The 24,871-nt window shown below is 72.4% G+C and carries 22 protein-coding genes and 1 pseudogene; 17 read left to right on the top strand and 6 right to left on the bottom strand.

Annotation, left to right across the window (positions count from 1 at the left end; genetic code table 11):
* Window positions 1-20: 20 nt before the first annotated feature.
* Entirely contained in the window at window positions 21-416 is a 396-nt protein-coding gene (locus ACZ6KO_RS16175) for a WhiB family transcriptional regulator (RefSeq protein WP_401456345.1), read from the bottom strand.
* Window positions 417-569: 153 nt separating this feature from the next.
* The gene (locus ACZ6KO_RS16170; RefSeq protein WP_469304610.1) at window positions 570-1,274 is read right to left on the bottom strand and encodes a DUF1707 SHOCT-like domain-containing protein; all 705 of its coding nucleotides are present in this window, start codon (window positions 1,272-1,274) and stop codon (window positions 570-572) included.
* A gap of 146 nt (window positions 1,275-1,420) precedes the next feature.
* On the opposite strand from ACZ6KO_RS16170, the gene ACZ6KO_RS16165 reads away from it, so the two are divergent.
* The 8 genes and pseudogenes from ACZ6KO_RS16165 to ACZ6KO_RS16130 all read left to right on the top strand — a co-directional run bounded on the left by ACZ6KO_RS16165 (window position 1,421) and on the right by ACZ6KO_RS16130 (window position 7,334).
* Window positions 1,421-3,088, top strand: a complete 1,668-nt coding sequence (locus ACZ6KO_RS16165) for a fumarate hydratase (protein WP_469304609.1) — start codon at window positions 1,421-1,423, stop codon at window positions 3,086-3,088.
* 212 nt (window positions 3,089-3,300) lie between these two features.
* On the top strand, window positions 3,301-3,498 hold the full coding sequence (locus ACZ6KO_RS16160; RefSeq protein ID WP_469304608.1) for a hypothetical protein: 198 nt from the start codon (window positions 3,301-3,303) through the stop codon (window positions 3,496-3,498).
* A complete protein-coding gene (locus ACZ6KO_RS16155) occupies window positions 3,488-4,006 on the top strand; it encodes a DUF6879 family protein (protein ID WP_469304607.1) in 519 nt (172 codons plus the stop codon). Before ACZ6KO_RS16160 ends, ACZ6KO_RS16155 begins: the two co-directional genes overlap by 11 nt.
* Window positions 4,003-4,511: pseudogene (locus ACZ6KO_RS16150) on the top strand (helix-turn-helix domain-containing protein). The gene ACZ6KO_RS16155 and the pseudogene ACZ6KO_RS16150 overlap by 4 nt, the downstream one beginning before the upstream one ends.
* A gap of 89 nt (window positions 4,512-4,600) precedes the next feature.
* On the top strand, window positions 4,601-5,041 hold the full coding sequence (locus tag ACZ6KO_RS16145) for a glycine-rich domain-containing protein (protein ID WP_469304606.1): 441 nt from the start codon (window positions 4,601-4,603) through the stop codon (window positions 5,039-5,041).
* Window positions 5,042-5,111: 70 nt separating this feature from the next.
* Window positions 5,112-5,540, top strand: coding sequence for a hypothetical protein (locus ACZ6KO_RS16140; RefSeq protein WP_469304605.1), 429 nt, complete (start codon window positions 5,112-5,114; stop codon window positions 5,538-5,540).
* A 253-nt stretch (window positions 5,541-5,793) separates the two neighbouring features.
* Complete coding sequence (locus tag ACZ6KO_RS16135) at window positions 5,794-6,555, top strand: glycerophosphodiester phosphodiesterase (RefSeq protein ID WP_469304604.1); 762 nt, start codon at window positions 5,794-5,796, stop codon at window positions 6,553-6,555.
* A 137-nt stretch (window positions 6,556-6,692) separates the two neighbouring features.
* Window positions 6,693-7,334, top strand: coding sequence for a hypothetical protein (locus ACZ6KO_RS16130; RefSeq protein WP_469304603.1), 642 nt, complete (start codon window positions 6,693-6,695; stop codon window positions 7,332-7,334).
* A 78-nt stretch (window positions 7,335-7,412) separates the two neighbouring features.
* Here the strand turns inward: ACZ6KO_RS16130 and ACZ6KO_RS16125 are convergent, their stop codons facing one another.
* A complete protein-coding gene (locus ACZ6KO_RS16125; protein WP_469304602.1) occupies window positions 7,413-8,963 on the bottom strand; it encodes a ricin-type beta-trefoil lectin domain protein in 1,551 nt (516 codons plus the stop codon).
* A gap of 107 nt (window positions 8,964-9,070) precedes the next feature.
* Between ACZ6KO_RS16125 and ACZ6KO_RS16120 the strand changes: the two genes are divergently transcribed.
* The 3 genes from ACZ6KO_RS16120 (at window position 9,071) to ACZ6KO_RS16110 (ending at window position 13,874) form a co-directional block, all read left to right on the top strand.
* On the top strand, window positions 9,071-10,462 hold the full coding sequence (locus ACZ6KO_RS16120) for a class II fumarate hydratase (RefSeq protein ID WP_469304601.1): 1,392 nt from the start codon (window positions 9,071-9,073) through the stop codon (window positions 10,460-10,462).
* A 91-nt stretch (window positions 10,463-10,553) separates the two neighbouring features.
* Window positions 10,554-11,282 (top strand): cytidylyl-2-hydroxypropylphosphonate hydrolase, encoded by a 729-nt coding sequence (fomD, locus tag ACZ6KO_RS16115; RefSeq protein ID WP_469304600.1) that lies wholly within the window; start codon window positions 10,554-10,556, stop codon window positions 11,280-11,282.
* Window positions 11,283-11,588: 306 nt separating this feature from the next.
* Window positions 11,589-13,874: a SpoIIE family protein phosphatase gene (locus ACZ6KO_RS16110; RefSeq protein ID WP_469304983.1), complete on the top strand. Its 2,286-nt coding sequence runs from the start codon at window positions 11,589-11,591 to the stop codon at window positions 13,872-13,874.
* 156 nt (window positions 13,875-14,030) lie between these two features.
* Here the strand turns inward: ACZ6KO_RS16110 and ACZ6KO_RS16105 are convergent, their stop codons facing one another.
* Window positions 14,031-16,337 (bottom strand): transglycosylase domain-containing protein, encoded by a 2,307-nt coding sequence (locus ACZ6KO_RS16105; RefSeq protein ID WP_469304599.1) that lies wholly within the window; start codon window positions 16,335-16,337, stop codon window positions 14,031-14,033.
* Window positions 16,338-16,569: 232 nt separating this feature from the next.
* Between ACZ6KO_RS16105 and ACZ6KO_RS16100 the strand changes: the two genes are divergently transcribed.
* Window positions 16,570-17,484 carry an SPFH domain-containing protein gene (locus ACZ6KO_RS16100; protein WP_469304598.1) on the top strand — a complete coding sequence of 305 codons (915 nt, stop codon included), beginning with the start codon at window positions 16,570-16,572 and terminating at the stop codon, window positions 17,482-17,484.
* The gene (locus ACZ6KO_RS16095; protein ID WP_401453993.1) at window positions 17,481-17,741 is read left to right on the top strand and encodes a type II toxin-antitoxin system antitoxin; all 261 of its coding nucleotides are present in this window, start codon (window positions 17,481-17,483) and stop codon (window positions 17,739-17,741) included. The genes ACZ6KO_RS16100 and ACZ6KO_RS16095 overlap by 4 nt, the downstream gene beginning before the upstream one ends.
* 61 nt (window positions 17,742-17,802) lie before the next feature.
* Here the strand turns inward: ACZ6KO_RS16095 and ACZ6KO_RS16090 are convergent, their stop codons facing one another.
* The gene (locus tag ACZ6KO_RS16090) at window positions 17,803-19,308 is read right to left on the bottom strand and encodes a DUF2079 domain-containing protein (protein WP_469304597.1); all 1,506 of its coding nucleotides are present in this window, start codon (window positions 19,306-19,308) and stop codon (window positions 17,803-17,805) included.
* A 257-nt stretch (window positions 19,309-19,565) separates the two neighbouring features.
* Between ACZ6KO_RS16090 and ACZ6KO_RS16085 the strand changes: the two genes are divergently transcribed.
* From ACZ6KO_RS16085 to ACZ6KO_RS16075, 3 genes are read left to right on the top strand one after another with little or no spacing between them, the layout of a single operon-like run.
* A complete protein-coding gene (locus ACZ6KO_RS16085) occupies window positions 19,566-20,090 on the top strand; it encodes a PadR family transcriptional regulator (RefSeq protein ID WP_469304596.1) in 525 nt (174 codons plus the stop codon).
* The gene (locus tag ACZ6KO_RS16080) at window positions 20,087-20,773 is read left to right on the top strand and encodes an ABC transporter ATP-binding protein (protein ID WP_469304595.1); all 687 of its coding nucleotides are present in this window, start codon (window positions 20,087-20,089) and stop codon (window positions 20,771-20,773) included. The genes ACZ6KO_RS16085 and ACZ6KO_RS16080 overlap by 4 nt, the downstream gene beginning before the upstream one ends.
* Complete coding sequence (locus tag ACZ6KO_RS16075) at window positions 20,770-23,184, top strand: ABC transporter permease (RefSeq protein ID WP_469304594.1); 2,415 nt, start codon at window positions 20,770-20,772, stop codon at window positions 23,182-23,184. Before ACZ6KO_RS16080 ends, ACZ6KO_RS16075 begins: the two co-directional genes overlap by 4 nt.
* Window positions 23,185-23,233: 49 nt before the next feature.
* On the opposite strand, the gene ACZ6KO_RS16070 is transcribed toward ACZ6KO_RS16075, so the two are convergent.
* A complete protein-coding gene (locus ACZ6KO_RS16070) occupies window positions 23,234-24,181 on the bottom strand; it encodes a hydrogen peroxide-inducible genes activator (protein ID WP_469304593.1) in 948 nt (315 codons plus the stop codon).
* A 135-nt stretch (window positions 24,182-24,316) separates the two neighbouring features.
* Here ACZ6KO_RS16070 and ACZ6KO_RS16065 point away from each other — a divergent pair, with 135 nt between their 5' ends.
* Window positions 24,317-24,871 (top strand): peroxiredoxin, encoded by a 555-nt coding sequence (locus tag ACZ6KO_RS16065; protein ID WP_469304592.1) that lies wholly within the window; start codon window positions 24,317-24,319, stop codon window positions 24,869-24,871.

The following is a 24,871-nucleotide window of genomic DNA, read 5'->3' as shown; positions in this document are numbered from 1 at the left end:
CCCCGGCGCCGGTACGGGGCTCAGCCCGCGGCGGCGACCGGCCCCGCGGCCTGGCCCTGGCGCAGCTCGGCCGCCCGGCGGCGGCGGCGCGCCAGCACCACGCGGCGTTCGGCGGCCGTCAGGCCGCCCCAGACGCCGTAGGGCTCGGGCTGGAGCAGGGCGTGCTCGCGGCAGGCCACCATGACCGGGCAGCGCGCGCAGACCCGCTTGGCGGCCTCCTCGCGGGAGAGCCGGGCCGCGGTCGGCTCCTTGGAGGGAGCGAAGAAGAGCCCCGCCTCGTCCCTGCGGCACACCGCCTCCGCGTGCCATGGGCCGTCCTCCTCCCTGGCCGGCACCCGCGGCTTTGGCAGAGCCTCAAGACCCTGAACGCGCTGTACGGCGGCTACCTGCAGGGACTGATGCGGCGGATGCTGCACGGTCTACTCCTGACGACGTATTCGCGAGCGAGAGACGATGCACCTGTCTCTACCCGCTGCATCCGGCCCTATGCACTGCGTGCCGCTCCGGGGAAGTTCGACCGAAAGACAACCCTCCGCAACGCAGGCCGCCGCACCAGGCCGGCCGTCCGCTCAGCCGTCGACGCGCCCCCGCAGCCGCCGCGCGAGGTCGACCAGGCGGGCGCCGAGCTTGGGCCGGGCCTCGATGTTGCCCAGCATCGCGAAGCCGCGGACGATCACGACGGGAGCCTGCGGATCGACCTCGGCGCGCCCTTCACCACGCCCCTCGCCACGGCCCTCGCCCCGCACCTCGAAGTTGCCGAGGACACCGCTGCCGTACCCCCGGAGGGTGACGTTCTCCGGTACGAGGATCTCGACGTTGCCCAGCAGGCAGGTCACGTCGATCTCGGTGACCTGCTGCTCGAAGACGGCCTCGGTGAGGTCGATGGAGACGTCGCCCAGGACGGATACGGCGCGGGTCCGGGCGGAGGGCCGCCAGCGGCCCTTGCGGGCGGCGCCGCTGCACACCGCGACCACGTTGTCGACGTACCCGGAGCCGGGCGGCGCGGCGACGGGCGGGGCGGCGGCCGCGCCGGCCGCGACCGGGGCGCCACCGGGCGCGGGCAGGTCCCGTACCAGCAGGTCCAGCTCGCCGACGGTCTTGACGGCGTAGAGGGAGTCGAGGCGCTCGGAGTGCTCCTCGGCGGTCAGCCGGCCCTCGGCGACGGCATCGCCGAGGATCTGCGCGATCCGGTCGCGGTCGGCGTCCGAGGCCCGCAGCGCGGCGGGCTCGGCGGCGGCGGTGGGTGCTGCGGCGGGGTGCTTTTCCAGGTCCACGTCGCCCAGCATAGCCAAACACGATAGATCGCGATAGTGCTGGGTGAGCCTTACCTCACAGACACGACCCGGGGAACAGGTCCTACGCTGGACAGCCGCGCTGCCAATTGGTCGCCAGCGCCGTCTGCCGAGTGAGGAATGGCCACATGCCGGAGTTCGCGTACACCGACCTGCTCCCCCTGGGGGAGGACCGGACCCCCTACCGCCTGGTGACGTCCGAGGGCGTCTCCACGTTCGAGGCGGACGGCCGTACGTTCCTCAAGGTCGAGCCCGAGGCGCTGCGCAAGCTCGCCGAGGAGGCCATCCACGACATCCAGCACTTCCTGCGCCCGGCCCACCTCGCGCAGCTGCGCCGGATCATCGACGACCCCGAGGCCTCCTCGAACGACAAGTTCGTCGCCCTCGACCTCCTGAAGAACGCGAACATCGCGGCGGCCGGCGTCCTGCCGATGTGCCAGGACACGGGCACGGCGATCGTGATGGGCAAGCGCGGCCAGAACGTCCTCACCGAGGGCGGCGACGAGGCGGCGCTCTCGCGCGGCATCTACGACGCGTACACGCGCCTGAACCTGCGCTACTCGCAGATGGCCCCCCTCACGATGTGGGAGGAGAAGAACACCGGCTCGAACCTGCCCGCGCAGATCGAGCTGTACGCGACCGACGGCGGCGCGTACAAGTTCCTCTTCATGGCCAAGGGCGGCGGCTCGGCCAACAAGTCCTTCCTCTACCAGGAGACGAAGGCGGTCCTCAACGAGGCCTCGATGATGAAGTTCCTGGAGGAGAAGATCCGCTCGCTCGGTACGGCGGCCTGCCCGCCCTACCACCTGGCGATCGTGGTCGGCGGCACGTCCGCCGAGCACGCCCTGAAGACCGCGAAGTACGCCTCGGCCCACTACCTGGACGAGCTGCCGCGCGAGGGATCCGAGCTGGGCCACGGCTTCCGTGACGAGGCCCTGGAGCAGCAGGTCTTCGAGCTCACCCAGAAGATCGGCATCGGCGCGCAGTTCGGCGGCAAGTACTTCTGCCACGACGTGCGCGTCGTGCGTCTCCCCCGCCACGGCGCGTCCCTGCCGGTCGCGATCGCCGTGTCCTGCTCGGCGGACCGCCAGGCGACCGCGAAGATCACCGCCGAGGGCGTCTTCCTGGAGCAGCTGGAGCGGGACCCGGCGCGGTTCCTGCCCGACACCACGGACGAGCACCTCGCGCAGTCCTCGGACGTGGTCTCGATCGACCTGAACCAGCCGATGGACGACATCCTGGCGACCCTGACCAAGCACCCGGTCAAGACCCGGCTGTCGCTGACCGGTCCGCTGGTGGTGGCGCGGGACATCGCGCACGCGAAGATCAAGGAGCGGCTGGACGCGGGCGAGGACATGCCGCAGTACCTCAAGGACCACCCGGTGTACTACGCCGGCCCGGCCAAGACCCCCGAGGGCTACGCCTCGGGCTCCTTCGGCCCGACCACGGCCGGCCGCATGGACTCGTACGTCGAGCAGTTCCAGGCGGCGGGCGGCTCGAAGGTGATGCTGGCCAAGGGCAACCGCTCGCAGCAGGTGACGGACGCGTGCGGCAGCCACGGCGGCTTCTACCTGGGCTCGATCGGCGGCCCGGCCGCCCGTCTCGCCCAGGACTGCATCAAGAAGGTCGAGGTCGTCGAGTACGAGGAGCTCGGCATGGAGGCGGTCTGGAAGATCGAGGTCGAGGACTTCCCGGCGTTCATCGTCGTGGACGACAAGGGCAACGACTTCTTCCAGAACCCGGCCCCGGAACCGACGTTCACCCACATCCCGGTCCGCGGTCCCGGCCTGGCCTGACCCGACATCCGAACGCCCCCCGAGAGCCCCTGGCACCCCCGCCGGGGGCTCTCGCCGTGTCTGCCTCCGCACCGGACGGCAGGGGGCGCCCACGGGCTGCCAGCCGGGCGACGCGGTTTCCTGTTCCGGAAACTCGAACCCCTTGCACCTGCCCTGAGTTGGTCGCCAGGATCGATCACGACACACCAGCGCAGAGCCAAGGAGGGGAAGCCGTGAAGGTCACCAAGATCGTGAGCACCTGTGATCTGAAGGACTGTCCAACCATCTACCTCACCGACAGGGGCACCCTGCTGGTTCAGGGCGAGACCCCGACCGACCACGGTCTGGAGATTCCCGCGCACGAAACCGTTGTCGAAATCCCGGAGCAGCTGATCTTCGATCTCATCCGGAAGGGCCTCCGTGGCGCCTAAGACTCTCGGGGAACTCTTCGACACCTTCGAGCAAGAGGCATTTCGGCTGGAGACGCTGGACGATTACAGCAGGTCGGGCAACACGCAGGCCTACGAGGCTTTCCTGGCCGACGAACCTCAACCAGCCGACTACAACGACGATTGGGTGTCAGAACTGCTCTCCCACACCAGCAGAGGGAAGCGCATCTATCGTGTGCACATCCTGTCCCGACCCCTGACTTCGTACCTGCGGTTCGAGCTGGGCTGGGGCTACCAGAAGAACGTGACGGGCGGCGAAGAGTTCTTCATCCTCGACGTCACCGGAAAGCCCAACCCACTGGAAGGCGTCCCCGATTTCTGGTTGATGGACAACGCGACTCCAGGCGTAATGAACTACTCGGACGACGGGTCGTTCCTTGGTGTTGAAATTCTTCCCGAGGAGCGGGCGGCCGAATTCTGCGCCTACCGCGAAGCGGCGATGAGTCATGCCGTGCCGTTCTCCGAATGGTGGGCGAAGCACGGCGAGTGAACAAAGGACAGCTGGGGGCCGCGCTGAGGGCGCTACGGCAAGCATCCGGGAAGGAAGCCAAAGCCGTCGCCCGCAGCGCCGTCATGTCCGCAAGTAAGCTGAGCAAAATCGAGACGGCCAAGCTCGCTCCGTCCGCTGCGGACGTTGAGCGCATCCTTACGGCCATAGGCGTTTCAGATGAGGTTAAGGAAGAGTATCTAGAGGCCGTCAGGGCGGCGGCGACGGAGGCCACGGCGTGGCGCCTCATCCGTCGAATGGGAGTACACAAGGCCCAGCAGCAAACAAGGGCTCTCGAATCCCAAATGACACCTTTGTAGTCCGGGACGATCGTACGGTGACCGTCGAGACCACGCATGCTGAAATCGTGGTGACAGACCCTCGGGATGCAGCTCTATACGTCCGCAAGTTCGAGGGTTTCGCAACGCTGGCGCTTTCTGGCGACGAAGCGCGCGCCATGCTTGAGACAGTTCGACAAGAGTTCTTGCGGGAACAGGAAACCAGTTAGAAACCTGGACCCCGCCCCGACAGTATTGGCGACGAGGACGCGACCCATACGAGGAACCGCGAGAGCCATCGACCAGAAGGAGTCACACGATGACGGCCATGGTGGAAAGCCCCGTCGCCTTACGGCACGGTCGGGACCTCGTCAGCCCCGAGCTGTTCGAGAAGGTGTCCGAGTTCTGCGCGGAGGAGTACGGGCACGAACTGTCCACGGCACGCGGCATCGTGGACCAGGCCCTTGCCTTCCTCAAGGTCATGGGCGACAGCCGCGCGTTCGACATGACCCCGTCCGAGACCGTCGACCCGGGCTGGCACTCGTTCGCGCTCCACACCCGCGCCTACGCCGTGTGGTGTCAGGAACAGTTCGGCTACTTCCTGGACCACGAACCGAAGGCCACCGTCCGAACCCGTCCCCTGATCGGCTCCGTGGTCGAGCGGGTCAAGGCGGCCGGCTTCCACGTCGACGAGCGGATGTGGGGCGCCGCGAAGGAGTGCAACCCCCCGGCCTGCTGCGGCGACGGCGACGGCTGCTGAACCCTCGAACGAAGGAGGACCCGGACACGTCACAGGTGCCCGGGTCCCACTCTGAGCAAAGGTACCGCCCATGGCATCCGACGAGGGGCTGACCGGGAGCAGCAGGGTCACGGTGTTCGCCCTGTTCGGCGTGGTCTTCGGCTACGCCACGCACCACCTGGACGAGCGGCGGATCGGAGACGTGGCCGTCGTCGGCCCGCTGACTCCAGGTATCGAGTGGGGGCGGCTGTGGCAGATGGCCCGCACCTGCGGACGGCCCACGGCCGACGAGACCGAGCTCGCCCAATGGGTGCTCACCCAGGCCACCCGGGCGTTCGTGTGCGGCAGCGACCGCATCGCGCAGTTCCAGGACCAGGGCTGGAAGCTGGAACCCGGCGGCAAGCGCGTCCGGTTCGATACGACGTACGCCAACCGCGACCACCTCTGGACGGGCAACCTGACCGTGGAAGGGCTCACCCCGGACCAGGTGGCGGAGCGCCCTGCGCTCTACACCGCCTGACCACCGCCCCGCCCGTTCAGTCGACACACGGAAAACCCCCGCGTCCTTGCCGGACAGGGGGGTTCTTCGGGGCGCGCCTTGACCAGGGGCCCGGACCGGGCCCCGCCGCCGCCGGGCGTGGCGCGCTGCGGCCCGCCCCGGGCGACGCGCGGCGCGCGGCCCCTCGCCGTACGTCGTGGAACGTCACCGGCTGTTCGGCCGGGCGTGCGGCAGGCTGCACCCGGGGCGGCGCCGGGCCGGTTACCGTCGGGGCATGAGTTCTCTCGTCACCGCCCGCGCCACCCGCGTGATCGCCCACCGTGGGGCCTCCCACGAGCACCCCGAGCACACCCTCGCCGCGTACCGCCAGGCCATCGCCGACGGGGCCGACGCGCTGGAGTGCGACGTGCGGCTCAGCGCCGACGGGCGGCTGGTGTGCGTGCACGACCGGCGGGTGGAGCGGACCTCCGACGGGCGGGGCGTCGTGTCGGCGATGACGTACGACCAGCTGGCCGCGCTCGACTTCGGCGGGTGGAAGGGCGAGGCGCACCGCGGGTCGCGGGTGCTGCTCTTCGAGGACCTGCTGCGGGAGGCGCTGGCCGCCGACCGGCCCGTCGGGCTGGCCGTCGAGACCAAGCACCCCACGCGGGCCGGCGGCCGGCTGGAGGCCGAGCTGGTGCGGGTGCTCAAGGAGTACGGGCTCGCCGACGGCGCGGGCGGCCGCGTCGAGGTGATGAGCTTCTCGCGCACCGCGCTGACCCGCCTGCACCGTCTCGCGCCGGGCCTGCCCGCCGTCTACCTGATCGAGCACCGGGTCCGGCCGCCGCGGCCGCCGTTCGCCGGGCACGCGGGTCCCGGCATCGACCTCGTGCGCAAGGACCCGGGCCTGGTGGCGCGGCTGCACGCCAAGGGGCTGCGGGTGCGGGTGTGGACGGTGGACGCGTTCGAGGACGTGGAGCTGTGCCTGCGGCTGGGCGTGGACACGCTGATCACCAACCGGCCCCGCGAGGTGCGCGAGTACCTGCGCACCCGCTGATCCCCGGCTCTGCCGATCGGCGTACGGGCCGGGCCCGGCGGGCCTGGGGTCCGGCCGATCGGCAGATGGTGGGCCGGGCGCCCTCCGGCGAGGCTGTTGCCGTAACCGAACAGCCGAGCTGGAAACAGGAGTTCACCATGAAGGTCGCATCGAAGCGTCGGCGTCGTCTCGCGACGGCCGGGGGCGCCGCCGCCCTCGCACTGCTGGGGGCCCTCGGCTCCGCGGCCCCCGCCCCGGCGGCGCCGGCCGCGCCCCCGAGGACCGCCTCCGTGCACGGCGCGGCCACCGTCGACTTCGCCTACGCTCCCGACGACCAGGAGATCCGCTTCACCGTGGACGCCGAGGCGGCCCCGTTCACCCGGCCCTTCCCCGATCCGCGGGGCGCGCACGGCGCACCGACCGATGCCCGGGGCAAGATCACCGTGTACCACGGCATCCCCGGCCGCGAGCCCGGCACCTCCGAGGCCGAGGTCGACTGCATGGTGACGGGCGGCCGTACGGCGACGGTCACGGCGGTGGTCACCAAGTCCACCGTCGGCGGCGTCGGCAAGCGGATCGGCATCAGCGTCCAGGACGGCCGGCACGGGGAGCCGGACCGGCTCGGGTTCTCGTGGGGCATCGTCAACATCGACCCGCCGCACCAGGACGAGCACGGCGAGGTCGTCAAGCCGACGGTCGGCACGTGCATGGCTCCGGCCCCGTTCACGACCGTGGTCCGGGGCGGCTTCACCGTGACCCCGGCGCCGCTGCCGCCGATGCCGGAGGGCATGGCGTCCTGAGGGCCTGCGCGGAGCGGGCTCCGGAAAGGCGACATCCGGCCGGGGTGCGCCGGCCGGATGTGGGGGGTGCGGTGGCGGTCAGGCGAAGCGCTGGGCCGGGGAGCCGTCGCAGGGCTGGAGGCGGGCCGGTCCGCCCGCCGCGGCGACCGTCAGGCACATGGCCGGGGCGGCCGCGGGGCGCAGGGTCGCGCCGTCGCGCAGGAACTTCTGGTTGGCGCCGCCGTGGCAGTTCCAGATGATCAGCGCGGTGCCGGCGCCGTAGCGCGCGCCGGGGACGTCGAGGCAGCGGTCGTGGGTGAGCTCGACGTGGACGGACGTGCGGGCTGTGTCGTACCACCAGCCCTGGTTGCGGCCGCCGTGGCAGTCCCAGCCCAGGACGGCGGTCCCGTTGGCGCTGGCGCCGCCGTTGGTGTCGAGGCAGGTGCCGGTCGCCTCGCCCCGCAGGGGCCGGTACAGGTCGTCCCAGGCCCCCGCCTGGAGCACGGGGGTGCCGGTGCTCGCCGGGTCTGCGCACGAGGCCTCGCGCAGGCCCGAGGCGTAGAACTGGGTCAGGCAGGACGCGAACGCGCCGTGGCCCCGGTAGTTGGGGTGGAACGACTGCCGGGCGGTGTTCTCGTCCCACGGGAAGTGGTCGGCCAGGTCCAGGTAGAGGCCGCGGGCCCAGGTGTCCTCCATGCAGACCTCGTGGCCGTGGAAGAGCCGCGAGTTGTCCAGGTAGAGGGCGCCGGAGTTGCGGGCGGCCTCGCGGATGCCCTTCTCGAACGCCGGTACGGCGTAGTTGCGGCCCCAGGTGGCGTCGGAGTCGTAGCCGGCGCAGCCCCCGGGCAGCTTGCCGGGGAAGGAGGGGTTGTCGTAGAAGTCGGGGCCGATGGGGCTGGGGTAGCCCATGACGACCAGCTTGTAGTCGGAGTCGGCGTAGCCGGCGTCGCGCATGACCGTCCTGAGGTCGCCGACGGTCGCCTCGACCTTGGGGCGCAGGCCCTCCACGCGGGCCTGCCAGCCGGGGGCGTACTTCGGCTGGCAGGTGCCCTGGCTGAGCACCCAGCGGGTGACGCAGTCGGTCATGACGGGGCCGAACTGGAGGTCGTCGTTGGCCCCGGCGACCAGCAGCACCATCTTGATCTTCGTGTTGCGGGCCTTGACGGCGAGGTTGTCGCTCTGCACCAGTTCGTCGGCGTACTGCTTGCTGCCGCCGATCCTGATGTTGCCCGTGTAGCCGCCGGAACAGGAGACGTTGAAGGTCAGGTCGGCCTGGATCCCGGTGCGGTGGATCGCGGCGTCGGGCGAACGGTGGCACTGGTTGGACGGGGTGTTGGTCGCCGGGTCGTAGTTCCCGACGCCCTCGCCGGAGATCTCGCTGTCGCCCAGGGAGATGAGCCCGGTCCGGCGCTCGCTCATCGGGCGGATCGCGGGGTCGCCGTAGATCTTCGTGGCCTCCGCGGCCCGGACGGCCTCCAGTTCGGGCGGGAGCGGCTTGACGGCGGCCACCGCGGTGGCCGCCGTGGCGGCTGCCGCGGCCGACGGGGCCGCCTGGGCCATCGGGGTGATGGCGGTGACGCCCCCGAGGGCGGCCGCGATCGCCGCGGCGGCGGCGAAGGTAGATCTGAGTCTGGGTCTGTTACGCGCCATGGACGCCTCCCCGGTGTCGGTGTTACCCCGGGTATTTACTGGCCGGTAGGGGAGTTGGGAACACTTTGAACAAGACAATTGCTCAACTTTTTGAGGAGGCTACGAACATGACCGACGATCAGTACCGGCTGGAGCACGACTCGATGGGCGAGGTGCGGGTCCCCGCACACGCCAAGTGGCGCGCCCAGACACAGCGCGCCGTGGAGAACTTCCCCGTCTCCGGCCAGCGCCTGGAGCGCGCCCACATCGCCGCACTCGCCCGCATCAAGGCGGCCGCCGCCAAGGTCAACGCCGAACTGGGCGTACTGGACCCGGACATCGCCGCGGCCGTACGCGCCGCCGCCCTGGAGGTCGCCGACGGCCGCTGGGACGAGCACTTCCCCGTCGACGTCTTCCAGACGGGCTCGGGGACCTCGTCCAACATGAACACCAACGAGGTGATCGCCACCCTCGCCGGCGAGCGGCTGGGCCGGGACGTGCACCCCAACGACCACGTCAACGCCTCGCAGAGCTCCAACGACGTCTTCCCGTCCTCCATCCACATCGCCGCGACCGCCGCCGTCGTCCAGGACCTGATCCCCGCCCTGGAGCACCTCGCGGCCGCGCTCTCCCGCAAGTCCGCCGAGTTCGCCGAGGTCGTCAAGGCCGGCCGCACGCACCTCATGGACGCCACCCCGGTCACCCTGGGCCAGGAGTTCGGCGGGTACGCCGCCCAGGTCCGCTACGGGATCGAGCGGCTGCGCGCGGTCCTGCCGCGGCTGGCCGAGCTGCCGCTGGGCGGCACGGCCGTGGGTACGGGGATCAACACCCCGCCCGGTTTCTCGGCCGCCGTGATCGCGGAGGTCGCGGACCACACCGGGCTGCCGCTGACCGAGGCGCGCGACCACTTCGAGGCGCAGGGGGCACGGGACGCGCTGGTGGAGACGTCCGGCATGCTGCGTACGATCGCGGTCTCCCTCACCAAGGTCGCCAACGATCTGCGCTGGATGGCCTCCGGCCCCCGCACCGGCTTGGCCGAAATCAACCTCCCCGACCTCCAGCCGGGCTCCTCGATCATGCCCGGCAAGGTCAACCCGGTGGTCCCGGAGGCCGTCCTGATGGTCGCGGCCCAGGTGACCGGGAACGACACGACGGTCGCGGTCGCGGGCGCGGCGGGCAACTTCGAGCTGAACGTGATGCTCCCGGTCATGGCCAAGAACCTGCTGGAGTCGATCCGGCTGCTGGCCGCCGCGAGCCGGCTGCTGGCCGACCGTACGGTCGACGGGATCACCGCCAACGCCGAGCGGGCCAGGGAGTACGCCGAGTCCTCGCCGTCCGTGGTGACCCCGCTGAACCGCTACATCGGCTACGAGGAGGCGGCCAAGGTCGCCAAGAAGTCGCTCGCGGAACGCAGGACCATCAGGGAAGTGGTGCTGGAGTCCGGGTACATCGAGCGCGGCGATCTGACACTGGAACAGCTCGATCAGGCCCTTGACGTGCTGCGCATGACCCGGCCCTGACCGGGGGCCGGATTCCGGCCGATTGTTGCCCCGGGCCACCTCCGTGACCCGCGCCGCAGCGGGCGCCGCGGCCGCGCCCTAAGATCTGCGCATGACAGGTACGGCAGGCCGCGGGGGCGGCGACGCGCACGGGACGCACCGCGCGGCACGCGGTGACGCTCCGGACACGCACTGGGCGCCCGGGGACCACATCCTCTGGCGCTACCGCGACCATGCCCCGGGCCTGAAGGGCCCGGTCCACATCGCCCGCCCGGTGACCGTCGTCCAGGACACCGAGGACCTGCTGGCGGTGTGGATGGCCCCCGGCACCGAATGCGTCAAGCCGGTGCTCGCCGACGGCACCGCCGTGCACGACGAGCCGCTCGCCACCCGCTACACCGCGCCCCGCACGACCGTGCGGTCGCGGTGGTTCGGGGCGGGTGTGCTGAAGCTGGCCCGCCCCGGGGAGCCGTGGTCGGTGTGGCTGTTCTGGGAGCACGGCTGGGAGTTCAAGAGCTGGTACGTGAACCTGGAGGAGCCGCGGACCCGGTGGGCCGGCGGCGTGGACTCCGTGGACCACTTCCTGGACATCTCCGTCTACCCCGACCGCACCTGGAAGTGGCGCGACGAGGACGAGTTCGCCCAGGCGCAGCGGGCCGGGCTGATGGACTCCTCGGAGGCCCGCCGGGTGCAGGCCGCGGGGCGGGCCGCGGTGAATGTGATCAAGGCGTGGGGATCGCCGTTCTCGGACGGCTGGGAGGGCTGGAGACCCGATCCGACCTGGGATGTTCCGGTTCTTCCCGAGGACTGGGACCGCACCCCGGCGCATATGACCTCATGAGACCCTTGATGCGCCCCCGGGGTTCAAACGTAGGATCGTCCTCCGTAAGGCTGCGTAATTGGCATGCTGCGCGCGGGACTTGGTGACGAGCGGGCAAACGGGCGGGGTGGCGGCGCCCCACGACAAAGTTGGGGGGACGTTCCCGGGAGGTGACGGTGCCCGGGCCGCTGAGCGGGTATACCGCGACTGAACCGAGTTGAGTGCAGCGCACATCGAGCGCAAACGGACGGACTTCCACGCGTGACGGAGTACCCCACCTCTCACGAGGGCCCGCAGCCTCAGTCTGCCGCGGCGGGCGGCTCCGCCGTGCCCGTGCCGCGCGGGGCGAGGCAGCAGCGCACGGGGCGCGCGGCCGCGGGCTCCGACGAGGCCGGCCACGGCAAGACGCCGGCCCCGGCCGCCCAGGCCACCCGCCCGGACCCCGCCGACGCCTGCCCCGGTCCGGCGGCGATCCCCCCGGCCCGCCGCGGCGACGGCGCCGGGGACGACACGGCGCTGCCCGGCACCACGACGGGCGCCCCCGCCTCCCCCACCTCCCACGACGGCACCGGCTCCGGCTCCGGCTCCCGCGAGGGCGCGGCGCGGGTGCGCGGCGCCCACCGCCGCGACACGGCCGCCGCGCGCAACGCGGCGGGGCCCGGCGGCACGCCCGTATCCGGCCGGGACCCGGCCGCCGGCACCACGGACCCGGCCGCGACCACCACCGGCCCGGCCGCCACCGGCTCGGCCACCGAAGGCCCGGGCTCCGCCGCCGCGGGCGGCGCGGGTACGCCGGGCGCCGGTACGCCGGGCACCGGCGAGCTCGGTGTCGCCCGGCGCGAGGGCGACCGGCTGCGCTTCGTCGGAGCCGCGACCCGCCGGATCGCCCGCGGCATCGACCTCGACGAGATCGTGCTCGGGCTGTGCCGGGCCACCGTGCCCACGTTCTCCGACGCCATCCTCGTCTACCTGCGGGACCCGCTGCCGGTCGGCGACGAACGGCCGATGGGCGCGGTCGTCTTAAGGCTGCGCCGCACCGACCGGCTGCGGCCGATCGACGACCTGACCGACCACACCTCCGGCGCCGGACTGGATCTCACGGCCGTCACCGGGGTCACCGGGGCCGCCGGGGAGCTCGACTTCAGCCAGCTGCCGCTGCTCGGCCCGCAGGGCGACCTGCCGGCCGCCGAGCTGTGCGAGATCCGCCCCGGCGGGGCGCTCGCCGAGGTGCTGCGCGGGGTGCGGCCGGTCTTCGGGTCCTCCCCCGCCGCCCGGGCCGCGCTGCCCGAGCTGCTGGGCGCCGAGCATCCCATCCCGCGCGGCCAGCGGGCCATCCTGGCGCCGCTGCGCGGCCGCCGCCGGGTCATCGGGGCCGCGGTGTTCCTGCGCACCCCGGAGCGGCCCGCCTTCGAGCAGAACGACCTCCTGGTCGCCGCCCAGCTGGCCACGCACACCGCGCTCGGCATCGACAAGGCGGTGCTCTACGGCCGCGAGGCGTACATCGCCGACGAGCTCCAGCGCACCATGCTCCCCGACAGCCTGCCCCAGCCCACCGGCGTCCGGCTGGCCTCCCGCTACCTGCCCGCCGCCGAGACGGCCCGGGTCGGCGGCGACTGGTACGACGCCATACCGCTGCCCGGCAGCCGGGTCGCCCTCGTCGTGGGCGACGTCATGGGCCACTCCATGACCTCCGCCGCGATCATGGGCCAGCTGCGGACGACGGCGCAGACCCTGGCCCAGCTGGACCTGCCGCCCGCCGAGGTCCTGCACCACCTCGACGAGCAGGCGCAGCGCCTGGGCACCGACCGGATGGCCACCTGCCTGTACGCCGTCTACGACCCGGTCTCGCACCGGATCACCATCGCCAACGCCGGCCATCCGCCACCGGTGCTGCTGCACCTGGGCGGCCGCGCCGAGGTGCTGCGGGTGCCGCCGGGCGCGCCGATCGGCGTCGGCGGCGTGGACTTCGAGGCGGTCGAGCTGGACGCCCCGGCCGGGGCGACGCTGCTGCTGTACACCGACGGCCTGGTGGAGTCCCGGCTGCGGGACGTCTGGACGGGCATCGAGCTGCTGCGCGAGCGGCTGGCGACCACCGCCCAGCTGACCGGCCTGGACCACCCGCCGCCGCTGGAGGCGCTGTGCGACGACGTCCTGGACATGCTGGGCCCCGGCGACCGGGACGACGACATCGCGCTGCTCGCGGCCCGCTTCGACGGGATCGCGCCCAGTGACGTCGCGTACTGGTTCCTGGACCCGGAGGAGACGGCTCCGGGCCGGGCCCGCCGGTTCGCCCGCCGCGCGCTGTCGCGCTGGGGCCTGGAGGAGCTCGGTGACTCCCTGGAGCTGCTGGTCAGCGAGGTCGTCACGAATGCCGTGCGGTACGCGGAGCGGCCGGTCACGCTGCGCCTGCTGCGTACGGACGTGCTGCGCTGCGAGGTCGGCGACGACTCCCCGCAGCTGCCCCGCCAGCGCCGTGCCCGGGACACCGACGAGGGCGGCCGTGGCCTGTTCCTGGTCAACCGGATGGCCCGGCGCTGGGGCGCGACCCGTCTGAGCAGCGGAAAGGTCGTCTGGTTCGAGCTCCCGTTGCCGGGTGGCCGCGAGCGGCGTTGACTGGTCGGGGAGGGCCGAGGGCGACAAGGACCTGCGGCGGCCCGATCGCGGCGGCGGTCGCGGAGACGTAGGTCCGGGCGAGAAAAGGACCGCCGCCCGGCAGCCTGTGGGCTGCCGGGCGGCGGTCTGTTCGTTGCGCGGGGCCTCTCCTCGCGGCTACTGGCCGAAGGGGGGGCCGCCGGTCAGGGTCGGGCCGGGCTTGCCCGTGCTGGTCTGGGTCGGGTCCGGCTTGCCCGTGCTGCTCTGCGTCGGGTCCGGCTTGCCCGTGCTGCTCTGCGTCGGGTCCGGCTTGCCCGACGACGTCGGCGGCTTGCTGCTGCCGCTGGTGGTCGGGTCCGGGGTGCGGCTGGTCGTGGCCGACGGCGAGGTGGTGCGGCTGGGCGCGGCCGGGGGCTCGCCCATGTCGGCGTCGTCCAGGTCGAACTGGCCGGCCTTCCCGCCGCGCAGGGCGGCGAGCGTGTACGTCTTCCAGATCTCGGCCGGGAAGCTGGAGCCACCGACACGGGCGTTGCTGCCGGCGGCGCCGTAGAGGCTGACCTGGGTGCCGGTGCCCGGCTCCTCGCCGAACATCGCGACGACGGTGACCAGCTCCGGGGTGTACGCGGTGAACCAGGCGGCGACGTTGGACTCGGTGGTACCGGTCTTGGCGGCGGCCTCGTAGGCGCTGGACTTGACCGCGCTGCCGGAGCCCTCGTTGACGACGCCGGTGAGCACCTTGGTGACGGTGTCGGCGGTCACCTTGCTGATCGCCTGGCCACCGACGGCCTGGACGGGCGTGTAGGTGCGGTAGGCGTGCTTGGCCGACTCGACGATGGTCGGGGTGACCTTCTTGCCGTGGTTGTCGAAGGTGGCGTACACGGCGGCCATCTCGAGGGTGTTGGCGCTCATGGTGCCCAGCGACATGGCCGGCTTGTCCTCGGGCCAGCCCTTGCGGTCCTTCATCCCGAGGGCGAGGGCCGTCTTCTTCACGTTCTGCGGCTTCACGTCCACGATCATCTGGGCGTAGACGGAGTTGACCGAGGAGTTGGTGGCCTTCTGGACCGTGATCAGCGGGCTGTCACCGGTCTTGTAGTCCTGCTGGTCCTGGTTCTGCGGGTTGAAGGGCACCGCGCTGCCGACGACCGCGCGGCCGCTGGTGCCGTCGTAGAGGGCGTTCGGCGTGATCGGCTTGCCGTCCTGGGTGCGGGACTTGTTCTCCAGGGCGGAGGCCAGCACGATCGGCTTGAACGTCGAGCCGGGCTGGTAGTCCTTGCGCAGGGCGTTGCTGGACCAGTGGTCCTGCTGTCCCGTGCCGCCGTACATGGCGACGATCTTGCCGGTCTTGGGGTCGACCGAGGTGGCGCCGGCCTGGACGGTGGGGTCGACCGCCTTGGGCTTGGCGTCCTTGCGGTCGAGCTTGGACTCCAGCTCGTCCTGGACGGCCTTCTCCAGCGCCGCCTGCTTCTTGGGGTCGATGGTCAGCTTGATCGTCCAGCCGCCGGCCTTGAGCTGGTCGGCGGTGATGCCCTGGGCCTCCATCTCGGCGTTGGCGGCCTCGATGAGGTAGCCCTTCTGGCCTTCGCTGCCCGGGGCGGCCTTGGGCTTGTTGGGTATGGGGAACTGCATGCCCGCGCGCTTGGCGGGGTCCAGCTCGCCCATCTCGACCATGTTGTTCAGGACGTACTCGAAGCGCTCCTTGACCAGGTTCTTGCTGGTCTCGCTGGCGACGGCCCAGTCGTACTGGCTGGGGGCCTGGAGGAGGGCGGCGAGGTAGGCGCTCTGCTCGACCGTGAGCTTGTCCGCGTTCACGCCGTAGTAGGCCTGGGCGGCGGCCTGGACGCCGTAGGCGTTGCGGCCGAAGTAGCTCGTGTTCATGTAGCCGGCGAGGATGTCGTCCTTCTCCATGGACTGGTCGACCTTGAGGGAGATCACCAGCTCCTTGAGCTTGCGGGTGACCGTCTGGTCCTGGTTCAGGTAGTAGTTCTTGACGTACTGCTGGGTGATCGTCGAGCCGCCGGACTTGCGGCCGCCGGTGACGGCCTGGAGCGCCGCGCGGCCCAGGCCCTTGATGTCGACGCCGCTGTCCTTGTAGAAGGACTTGTTCTCGGCGGCGATGAAGGCGCTGCGCGTGTCCTTCGCGATCTTGTCGATCGGGAGGATCTCGCGGTTCATCTTTCCGGTCCGGGTCATCACCGAGCCGTCGGAGAACTGGTAGGTGTTGCTCTGGAGCGTCGCCTCGGTGTTGGGGTCCGGCTTGTCGACGTAGAAGTACAGACCGACCAGCGCGGCCATCCCGAGCAGGATCAGGCCGAAGAACGTGCCGAGGATCTTCTTCCAGGTGAAGAACCTGCGTATACCGCCCCGCTTGGCCTTGCCGGCGCCGCGGCCGGGGCCGGCCTCCGCGCCGCTGTTCGCCGCGCGACCGCGCGACGCCCGCCGCGTTCCGCGCTGCTTCTGCGCCCGTCGCGCTTCTGCTCGGCCCATCGCTCCCGCTCCGCTCGATAACCCCCCGACGTCAGCTCCGAAAACTAACACCGCAGGCTGTGACATAGGTTGGCCAAGCAAGGCCAATACCGGTCATTTCGGACGTGAGAATCAGCACCCACGCCGAAGGAACCGACGCACGGGAGGCCCCGAGGGTTGCGGTGCGACGATAAAGTGATATCACTTTGCTAGGGGCCGCGATCGAGCGGACCCATGGAAAACGGGGTGGATCATGACGAACGCATCGGTGCCCGAGCAGGAGCCGCAGGTACGGGAGTTCCCGGCGCACAGCGTCGGCGGCGGGCTGGCCCTGCTGCTCGGACTGGCCGGACTGCTGGCGGGCGGGGGCCTGATCGCGGCCGGCGCGGCGGCGGCCGCCGCCCTCGCCAAGGGCCTCCTGATCGCGCTGGGCATCCTGGTCGACATCGGCTCGGTCTTCGCGATGTGCGGGCTGAACACGGTGGCGCCCGGCCAGGCCCGGGTGGTCCAGCTCTTCGGCCGCTACCGGGGCACGATCCGTACCGACGGCCTGCGCTGGGTCAACCCGCTGACCTCCCGTCACAAGATCTCCACCCGCGTCCGCAACCACGAGACGGCCGTCCTGAAGGTCAACGACGCCTACGGCAACCCGATCGAGCTGGCGGCCGTGGTGGTGTGGAAGGTCGAGGACACCGCGCGCGCGGTCTTCGAGGTGGACGACTTCTCCGAGTTCGTCGAGACCCAGACCGAGGCCGCCGTCCGGCACATCGCCATCGAGTACCCCTACGACTCCCACGACGAGGGCGGGCTGTCGCTGCGCGAGAACGCCGAGGAGATCACCGAGAAGCTCGCGGCCGAACTGCAGGCCCGGGTCGACGCGGCCGGTGTGCACATCATCGAGTCCCGCTTCACGCATCTCGCGTACGCTCCGGAGATCGCCTCGGCGATGCTCCAGCGCCAGCAGGCGGGCGCCGTCGTCGCGGCCCGCCGGGAGATCGTCGAGGGTGCGGTGGGCATGGTCGAGCTGGCCCTGACCCGCCTCGCCGAGGAGGACATCGTGGAGCTGGACCCGGAGCGCAAGGCCGCCATGGTCTCCAACCTGATGGTGGTGCTGTGCGGTGATCGCTCCGCACAGCCCGTCGTCAACACGGGCACCCTCTACCAGTGACCCCCGGCGAGCAGGCCCCGGAGCCCGCCGCCGCCCCGGGTGGGCGCGGCGGGCGGCAGGCCCGCAAGCAGGTGCTGCTGCGGCTGGACCCGCAGGTCTACGACGCCCTGGCCCGCTGGGCTGGCGACGAACTGCGCAGCGCCAACGCGCAGATCGAGTTCCTGCTCCGGCGCGCGCTCGCGGAATCGGGCCGGCTCCCCGGTGGCGCCGCGCCGATCGCCCCGCGCGGCCGGCCGCGCAGGGCCCCCGACGCCTGACGTCCGGCCGGCACGGTCGGAGACCCCCAGCCGGTGCCTCGGGCGGCGGGGCCGGACACGCTCAGCCGGCCGGGCCGGACACCCCGTGGCCGGCCCGGCGCAGCAGCACGAAGCCGTCCTCCTGCGCCGCCTCCCGGTAGCCCCGGGCCCGCGCCTCGGCCAGGGCGACGGACTCGTCCACGGCGGACAGCGGCCAACGCCGCTCCGGCGGGACCAGCGTGTCCACCAGGATCCACTCCGGGTCGGGGCGGCTGTCGGGCCAGCCGTGGAGGCTGGCGCTGGTCCGGCCGGTGAGGTGCGGCACCAGGCCGTCCGACGCCTGCACGGTGGCTCCGTCGGGAATCCTGTCCATCAGCCGGTGGGCCACGGCGACCCGCGGGTCGGTGCGCCAGGTGGCCGGCTGGACCAGCTGCCACAGCGGGAAGGCGGGCAGGGCCAGCAGGCAGACCGCCGCCGCACCGGCGAGGTAGCGACGCAGGCTCTGCGGACTGCTCCCGCGCCGGTGCAGGGCGTCGACGAAGGCCGCGAAGACGACCGGCATCAGGATCAGCGAGTAGTGGTAGCCGGTCCCCCAGTGGGCCTCGTTGTCCGAGGCGAAGCGCCACACCAGCGTCGGTACGGCGACCAGGACCAGCGGGGAGCGCACCGCCAGGAACAGCGTGGGCGCGAGCACCAGGACCAGGGTGGCGAGCTTGGTCTGGGGGGTGACCAGGCCCGCCGTACCGCGCCACAGCAGGCCGCCGAGGCCGCCCGGCGCGCCACCGGAGCCGGAACCTGAACCGCCGAGGTACCCCGTGTAGACGTAGCTGCCGGTCGGGCTGAACGCGGGCACCAGCACCAGCACCGCCAGCAGCGTGCACGCCAGCCCCGCCGCAGCGGTGGCGATCCCGGTACGGCGGGCACCGCGCCGGGCGACGAGCAGACCGATGACCGCCACCGTCACCCCCAGGTCCTCCTTGACCAGCACCAGCGGCAGGGCCCAGCACGCGGCGGCCCGCAGCCGCCCGCGGCCGAGCGCGGCCAGCGAGCACGCCAGCAGCGGTACGGCGAAGGCCACTTCGTGGAAGTCGAAGCCGACGCCGCTGGCGATGCCCCACGACAGTCCGTAGGCGCACCCCGTCACCGCGCCCGCCCGCGACCCCAGGGCCGTACGCGCCCAGCCCGCCAGCGGCAGCACGCTCCACGCGATCAGCGCCGCCTGCGCCACCAGCAGCACCTTCACCGACGGCCACAGCCAGTACAGCGGCGCCAGCAGGGCCAGGACCGGGGAGAAGTGGTCGCCCAGCACGGGGAAGCCGGGCCCCTTCACCTCGGCGACGGGCAGCCGCCCCTGCGCGTAGGAGCGCACGGCCTGGTCGAAGATCCCGAGGTCGAAGCTGTGGGAGAGCAGCCGGTCGTGGGTGCGCCAGGACAGCGCCGTGTAGAGGAGGAAGAGGCCGCCGGCGAGGGTCCACAGCCACCAGGGCGTCCGGGCGCGGGCGGGCGGGGCGGGCTCGGCCACCGGGCGCCGCGTGGTTCCGGACTGCTGGGGCGGGAGCGCGGCGAGGTCGGTGGAGGGTGCGGGCATGGCGCGCCTTTCGGACGTACGCGGGGCAGGGCCGGCCCTCAACATGCCAGCCCCCGCCGGGCGTCGGTGCCGGACGGCCGCCCGCGGGGGCCGAGTCCCTTCGAATGGCCGCGCCCCCGGCAGCCCGCCCGCCCGCGGGCCCGCAACCGCCCGTCACCTGCCCGCCGGCGGGTCGCTTTCCGGTCGTTTTCCGGTCGGCGGCCGGCCGGAAGGCCATCTATACACTCCGCGTATACACACGGTGTAGAGTGCCACGTATGTCCATCGGTCACACTCTGCTCGGCCTCCTGGAGGCCGGTCCACGCCACGGATACGACCTCAAGCGCGCCTTCGACGAGAGGTTCGGCCACGACCGTCCCCTCGCCTACGGGCAGGTCTACTCGACCATGTCCCGCCTGCTGAAGAACGGCCTCGTCGAGGTCGACGGCATCGAGGCGGGCGGCGGGCCCGAGCGCAAGCGCTACGCCATCACCGCCGCCGGGATCACCGATGTCGGCGCCTGGCTGGCCCAGCCGGAGAAGCCCGAGCCGTACCTGCAGTCGACCCTCTACACCAAGGTCGTCCTGGCGCTGCTCACCGGCCGCAGCGCCGCCGACCTGCTCGACACCCAGCGTGCCGAGCACCTGCGCCTGATGCGCATCCTGACCACCCGCAAGCGCAAGGGCGACCTCGCCGACCAACTCGTCTGCGACCACGCCCTGTTCCACCTGGAGGCAGACCTGCGCTGGCTCGAACTCGCCGCCGCCCGCCTGGACCAGCTCGCCCGGGAGGTCGGCGCGTGATACCCGAAGGATCCCTGCTCACCGCCAGGGACCTGTGCAAGTCCTACGGCTCCACCACCGCCCTCACCGGCGCGGAGTTCTCCATCCACCCGGGCGAGGTCGTCGCCGTCATGGGGCCCTCCGGCTCCGGCAAGTCGACCCTGCTGCACTGCCTCGCCGGCATCGTGACCCCGGACTCCGGGTCCGTCACGTACGCCGGCCGCGAGCTGACGGCGATGGGCGACCGCGAGCGCAGCGCCCTGCGCCGCGACGAGTTCGGCTTCGTCTTCCAGTTCGGCCAGCTCGTCCCGGAGCTGACCTGCCTGGAGAACGTCGCCCTGCCGCTGCGCCTGGCGGGCGTACGGCGCAAGGAGGCCGAGCACACCGCGCGGGAGTGGCTGACCCGGCTGGAGGTCGACGTCGTCGCCGGCCGCCGCCCCGGCGAGGTCTCCGGCGGCCAGGGCCAGCGGGTCGCGGTCGCCCGGGCGCTGGTCACCCGCCCCCGGGTGATCTTCGCCGACGAGCCCACCGGGGCACTGGACTCCCTCAACGGCGAACTCGTGATGCAGCTGCTCGCCGAGACCGCCCGCGCCTCCAGCGCGGCCCTGGTCCTGGTGACGCACGAGGCGCGGGTGGCGGCGTACTCCGACCGCGAGATCGTCGTACGCGACGGCCGCTCCCGCGACATGGAGCGCGCGATATGAACGACGCCTCCCGCGCCCGGGGGCCGCTCGGCGCACCGCCCGGGGGACCGGCCGGTCCGGCCCGGCCGCCCGGCGCCCCGCACGTCTGGGCCCGCGACCTGGCGATGGGCGTCCGGTTCGCGTGCACGGGCGGCCGCGAGGGCTGGACCCGCACCCTGCTCACCGCCGTCGGCGTGGGCCTGGGCGTCGCCCTGCTGCTGATCACCACCGCGCTGCCGAACGCCCTGTCCGCCCGGCACCTGCGCGAGGACGCGCGCACGCCGGTGGCGGTGGCCGAGGGCGTCGGGCCCGGACCCGCCACCCTCCTGACCATGAGTGCCCGCCAGGAGTACCGCGGGCAGCACATCGACGGCCTGTTCGTCCAGGCCGAGGGCGCCGCCCCGGCCGTACCGCCCGGCCTGCGCGAGCTCCCCGCCCCCGGTGAACTCGCCGTCTCCCCCGCCCTGGCGGAGCTGCTGGCGTCGGACGAGGGCCGGCTGCTGCGCGAGCGCCTGGGCGGGCGGATCACCGGGACCATCGGCGACGCGGGCCTGGTCGGTCCCGGCGAGCTCTGCTTCTACGCCGGCACGGACCTGCTCCGGCCGCCGGCCGGGGGGCTCGGGACCGTCCAGCGGGTCTCGGGGTTCTCCGGCGAGGTCGAGCGCAAGCCGCTGGACCCGATCCTCAGCCTGCTGATCCTGCTCACCTTCGTGGCGCTGCTGATGCCGGTCGTCGTCTTCATCGCCGCCGCCGTCCGCTCCGGCGGCGAGCGCCGCGACCGGCGGCTGGCCGCGCTGCGCCTGGTGGGCGCCGACACCCGGACGGTCCGCCGGATCGCCGCCGGCGAGGCCCTGGCCGGCGCGCTGGCCGGGCTGGGGCTGGGCACCGTGTTCTTCCTGGCCGGCCGGGAACTGGTGCGCTACGTCCACCTCTACCAGCGCGACGTCTTCCCCGCCGACCTCGACCCCGCCGGGTGGCTGCTCGCGCTCGTCGCCGTCGCGGTGCCCCTCCTGTCGGTCGCGGTGACGCTGTTCACGATGCGCCGCGTGGTCGTCGAACCGCTGGGCGTCGTCCGTACGGCGCGGCGGGTCCGCCGCCGGATCTGGTGGCGGCTGCTGATGCCGGTCGCCGGACTCGCCCTCCTCGCGCCGCTGATGGGGGACGGGCGCGAGCTCGGCGACTTCAGCCAGTGGCAGGTCGGCGCCGGTGTCGTCCTCCTGCTCGTCGGTGTCACCGCCCTGCTGCCGTGGCTGCTGGAGCGGCTGGTGGGCCGGCTGGGCGCGGGGCCGGTCTCCTGGCAGCTGGGCATCCGCCGGCTCCAGGTGAACAGCGGTCCGGCGGCCCGGCTGGTCAACGGCGTCGCGGTCGCCGTCGCCGGCGCCATCGCCCTGCAGATGATGTTCACGGGCGTCGGGGGCGGGTACGCCGCGCAGAGCGCCGAGGACGGGCGCCGTGCCGAACTGACGGTCCTCCTGCGGGACGGCGCCCCGGCCGGCGGGGAGTGGGACCGGGTCGCCGCGCTCGGCGGGCGGCTCGGCGAGGCCCGGGGGATCGCCTCGGCCACCGCGCTGGCCCGGCTCGACGCCGCCGTCACGGAGCACGAGAAGACCGCGACGGTGGACATCACCGTCGGCACCTGCGAGGCGCTGCGCGAGGTCGCCGTGCTCGGCCCGTGCGCGGAGGGCGACTCCTTCGTCCTGCCCGACGGAGGGCCGTACGGCGTCGTCCCCGAGCCCGGACAGCGGCTGTTCACGGGCAATGTGTCGGGCTACCTGGGCGGTGTCCCGACGGTGCCCTGGACCGTGCCCGCGACGGCCCGGCACGTCACCGCCCGCGAGGACCCGGGCGGTGACGTCCGGACCGGGGTCCTGGTGACGCCTTCGGCCGCCCCCGCGGGCGTGGCCGCCGGCGCGGTGACGCAGGTCCACCTCCGGCTGGACCACACCGTGCCGGACGCGATGGAGGAGGCCCGGGTGGCGGTCCACCGGGCGGAGCCGCTGGCGTACGCGGGGACGTTCTCGGGGACGGAGGACGCCCGTTACGCCACCATCCGGGCCGGGCTGTTCTTCGGCGCGGCGGCGGTCCTGGTCCTGATCGGCACCAGTCTGCTGCTGTCCCAGGTGGAGCAGTTGCGCGAGCGCCGGAGGCTGCTGTCCACGCTGGTGGCCTTCGGGACGAGGCGCTCGACGCTGAGCCTGTCGGTGCTGTGGCAGACGGCGGTGCCGGTGGCCCTCGGCCTGGCCCTGGCCTCCGCGGTGGGAGTCACGCTGGGCACGGTGCTGCTGCGGATGTCCGCGGTCCCGGTCCGGGTCGACTGGGCCTCGGTGCTGGCGATGTCGGGCATCGGGGCGGGCATGATCGCCGCGGTGACCCTGTTCAGCCTGCCGTCCCTGCTGCGCATGATGCGCCCGGACGGGCTGCGCACGGAGTAGCCCCGCGGCCTCGCGCCCCGCAGCCGTACGCCCGCTCCCGGTGCCGCCGTCAGTCGGTGGGCCACACCGGCAGGGGGCGTACGGCTTCGCGCAGGGCCGCCGCGATCGTGCGGAACTCGTCCTGGCGGGCCGTGCCCGTCCGCATGGCCAGCGCGATCCGCCGCGAAGGCGCCGGCTCGGCGAAGTAGCCGGTGGCCAGCTGGTCGTTGCGCGCGGTCTCCAGGCGCAGCGCCGTCCGCGGCAACAGCGTGACGCCCAGTCCCCCGGCGACCAGTTGTACGAGGGTGGAGAGCCCGGCGGCGGTGGTCGTGACGGCGGCGCCGTCGGCGCGGCCGGCCTCCCGGCAGATGTCGAGGGCCTGGTCGCGCAGGCAGTGGCCCTCGTCGAGCAGCAGCAGCCGCAGGTCCCGCAGTTCCTCGCGCGGGATGTCCCGGCGCCCGGCCAGCGGGTGCTCGCGGGGCGCGAGCAGGACGAAGTCCTCGTCGAAGAGGGGCAGTTCGCTCACGCCCGGGACCCCGAGCGGTACGGCGAGCAGCAGCAGGTCGAGCCGGCCCGCGGCCAGGCCCTCCAGCAGCGAGGAGGTCTGCTCCTCGTAGACCTGGAGGTCCAGGCTCGGCCAGCGGCGGTGGAAGAGCCCGAGGACGGTCGGCAGCAGGTACGGCGCGACGGTCGGGATCACTCCGAGCCGCAGCGCCCCGGTGAAGGGGGCGCGGACGGCCTCGGCCTCCTCCAGCAGGGCGCCGACGGCGTCGAGCACGGTCCGGGCACGGGCGGCGATCCGTTCCCCGGCGGGCGAGAGCAGCACCTTGCGGGTGGTGCGCTCCAGCAGCTGCACGCCGAGCGCCTCCTCCAGCGCCGAGACGGCGCCGGACAGCGCCGGCTGGCTCATCCCGATCGCCGCGGCGGCGTCGCGGAAGTGCAGGTGCTCGGCGACGGCGGCGAAGGCGCGCAGCTGCGCGAGCGTCGGCTGCTTCGCTCCCCTATTACTCACGGCCACTGATAGGTACCTCCGATCACCCAGCACAAGGCTAGCTATTTCTGTAATCAATGCAGCTGTGCCAGCATGTGAGATCCGTCCAACCCCCTCGGAAAACCCCCAAAAGGGCTATTTTCCATTCCGCAAGGAGAGCACGTGCTCACTGTCGGTGACAAGTTCCCCACCTACGATCTGACCGCCTGCGTCTCGCTCGAAGCGGGCAAGGAGTTCGCGCAGATCGACCACAAGACCTACGAGGGCAAGTGGCGCGTGGTGTTCTTCTGGCCGAAGGACTTCACCTTCGTCTGCCCGACCGAGATCGCCGCGTTCGGCAAGCTGAACGACGAGTTCGCCGACCGCGACGCGCAGGTCCTCGGTGTCTCCGGCGACTCCGAGTTCGTGCACCACGCCTGGCGCAAGGACCACGCAGACCTGCGTGACCTGCCCTTCCCGATGCTGGCCGACTCCAAGCACGAGCTCATGCAGGCCTGTGGCGTGCAGGGCGAGGACGGCTTCGCGCAGCGCGCCGTCTTCGTCGTCGACCAGAACAACGAGATCCAGTTCTCCATGGTGACCGCCGGCTCCGTCGGCCGTAACCCCAAGGAGGTCCTGCGGGTCCTGGACGCCCTGCAGACCGACGAGCTGTGCCCCTGCAACTGGACCAAGGGCGAGGACACCCTGGACGCCGGCGCGCTGCTGGCCGGTGAGTGA

This window comes from Streptomyces sp. NPDC042102 (assembly GCF_055582305.1).
Note: the sequence above shows the minus strand (reverse complement) of the source record. Positions and strands in the feature narration are given on the sequence as shown.

Coding starts and splice junctions, on each gene's coding strand:
- ACZ6KO_RS16165 (WP_469304609.1), top strand. CDS start 1,421: ATGCCGGAGTTCGCGTACACCGACCTGCTCCCCCTGGGGGAGGACCGG.
- ACZ6KO_RS16145 (WP_469304606.1), top strand. CDS start 4,601: ATGACGGCCATGGTGGAAAGCCCCGTCGCCTTACGGCACGGTCGGGAC.
- ACZ6KO_RS16140 (WP_469304605.1), top strand. CDS start 5,112: ATGGCATCCGACGAGGGGCTGACCGGGAGCAGCAGGGTCACGGTGTTC.
- ACZ6KO_RS16135 (WP_469304604.1), top strand. CDS start 5,794: ATGAGTTCTCTCGTCACCGCCCGCGCCACCCGCGTGATCGCCCACCGT.
- ACZ6KO_RS16130 (WP_469304603.1), top strand. CDS start 6,693: ATGAAGGTCGCATCGAAGCGTCGGCGTCGTCTCGCGACGGCCGGGGGC.
- ACZ6KO_RS16125 (WP_469304602.1), bottom strand. CDS start 8,963: ATGGCGCGTAACAGACCCAGACTCAGATCTACCTTCGCCGCCGCCGCG.
- ACZ6KO_RS16120 (WP_469304601.1), top strand. CDS start 9,071: ATGACCGACGATCAGTACCGGCTGGAGCACGACTCGATGGGCGAGGTG.
- fomD (WP_469304600.1), top strand. CDS start 10,554: ATGACAGGTACGGCAGGCCGCGGGGGCGGCGACGCGCACGGGACGCAC.
- ACZ6KO_RS16105 (WP_469304599.1), bottom strand. CDS start 16,337: ATGGGCCGAGCAGAAGCGCGACGGGCGCAGAAGCAGCGCGGAACGCGG.
- ACZ6KO_RS16100 (WP_469304598.1), top strand. CDS start 16,570: ATGACGAACGCATCGGTGCCCGAGCAGGAGCCGCAGGTACGGGAGTTC.
- ACZ6KO_RS16090 (WP_469304597.1), bottom strand. CDS start 19,308: ATGCCCGCACCCTCCACCGACCTCGCCGCGCTCCCGCCCCAGCAGTCC.
- ACZ6KO_RS16085 (WP_469304596.1), top strand. CDS start 19,566: ATGTCCATCGGTCACACTCTGCTCGGCCTCCTGGAGGCCGGTCCACGC.
- ACZ6KO_RS16075 (WP_469304594.1), top strand. CDS start 20,770: ATGAACGACGCCTCCCGCGCCCGGGGGCCGCTCGGCGCACCGCCCGGG.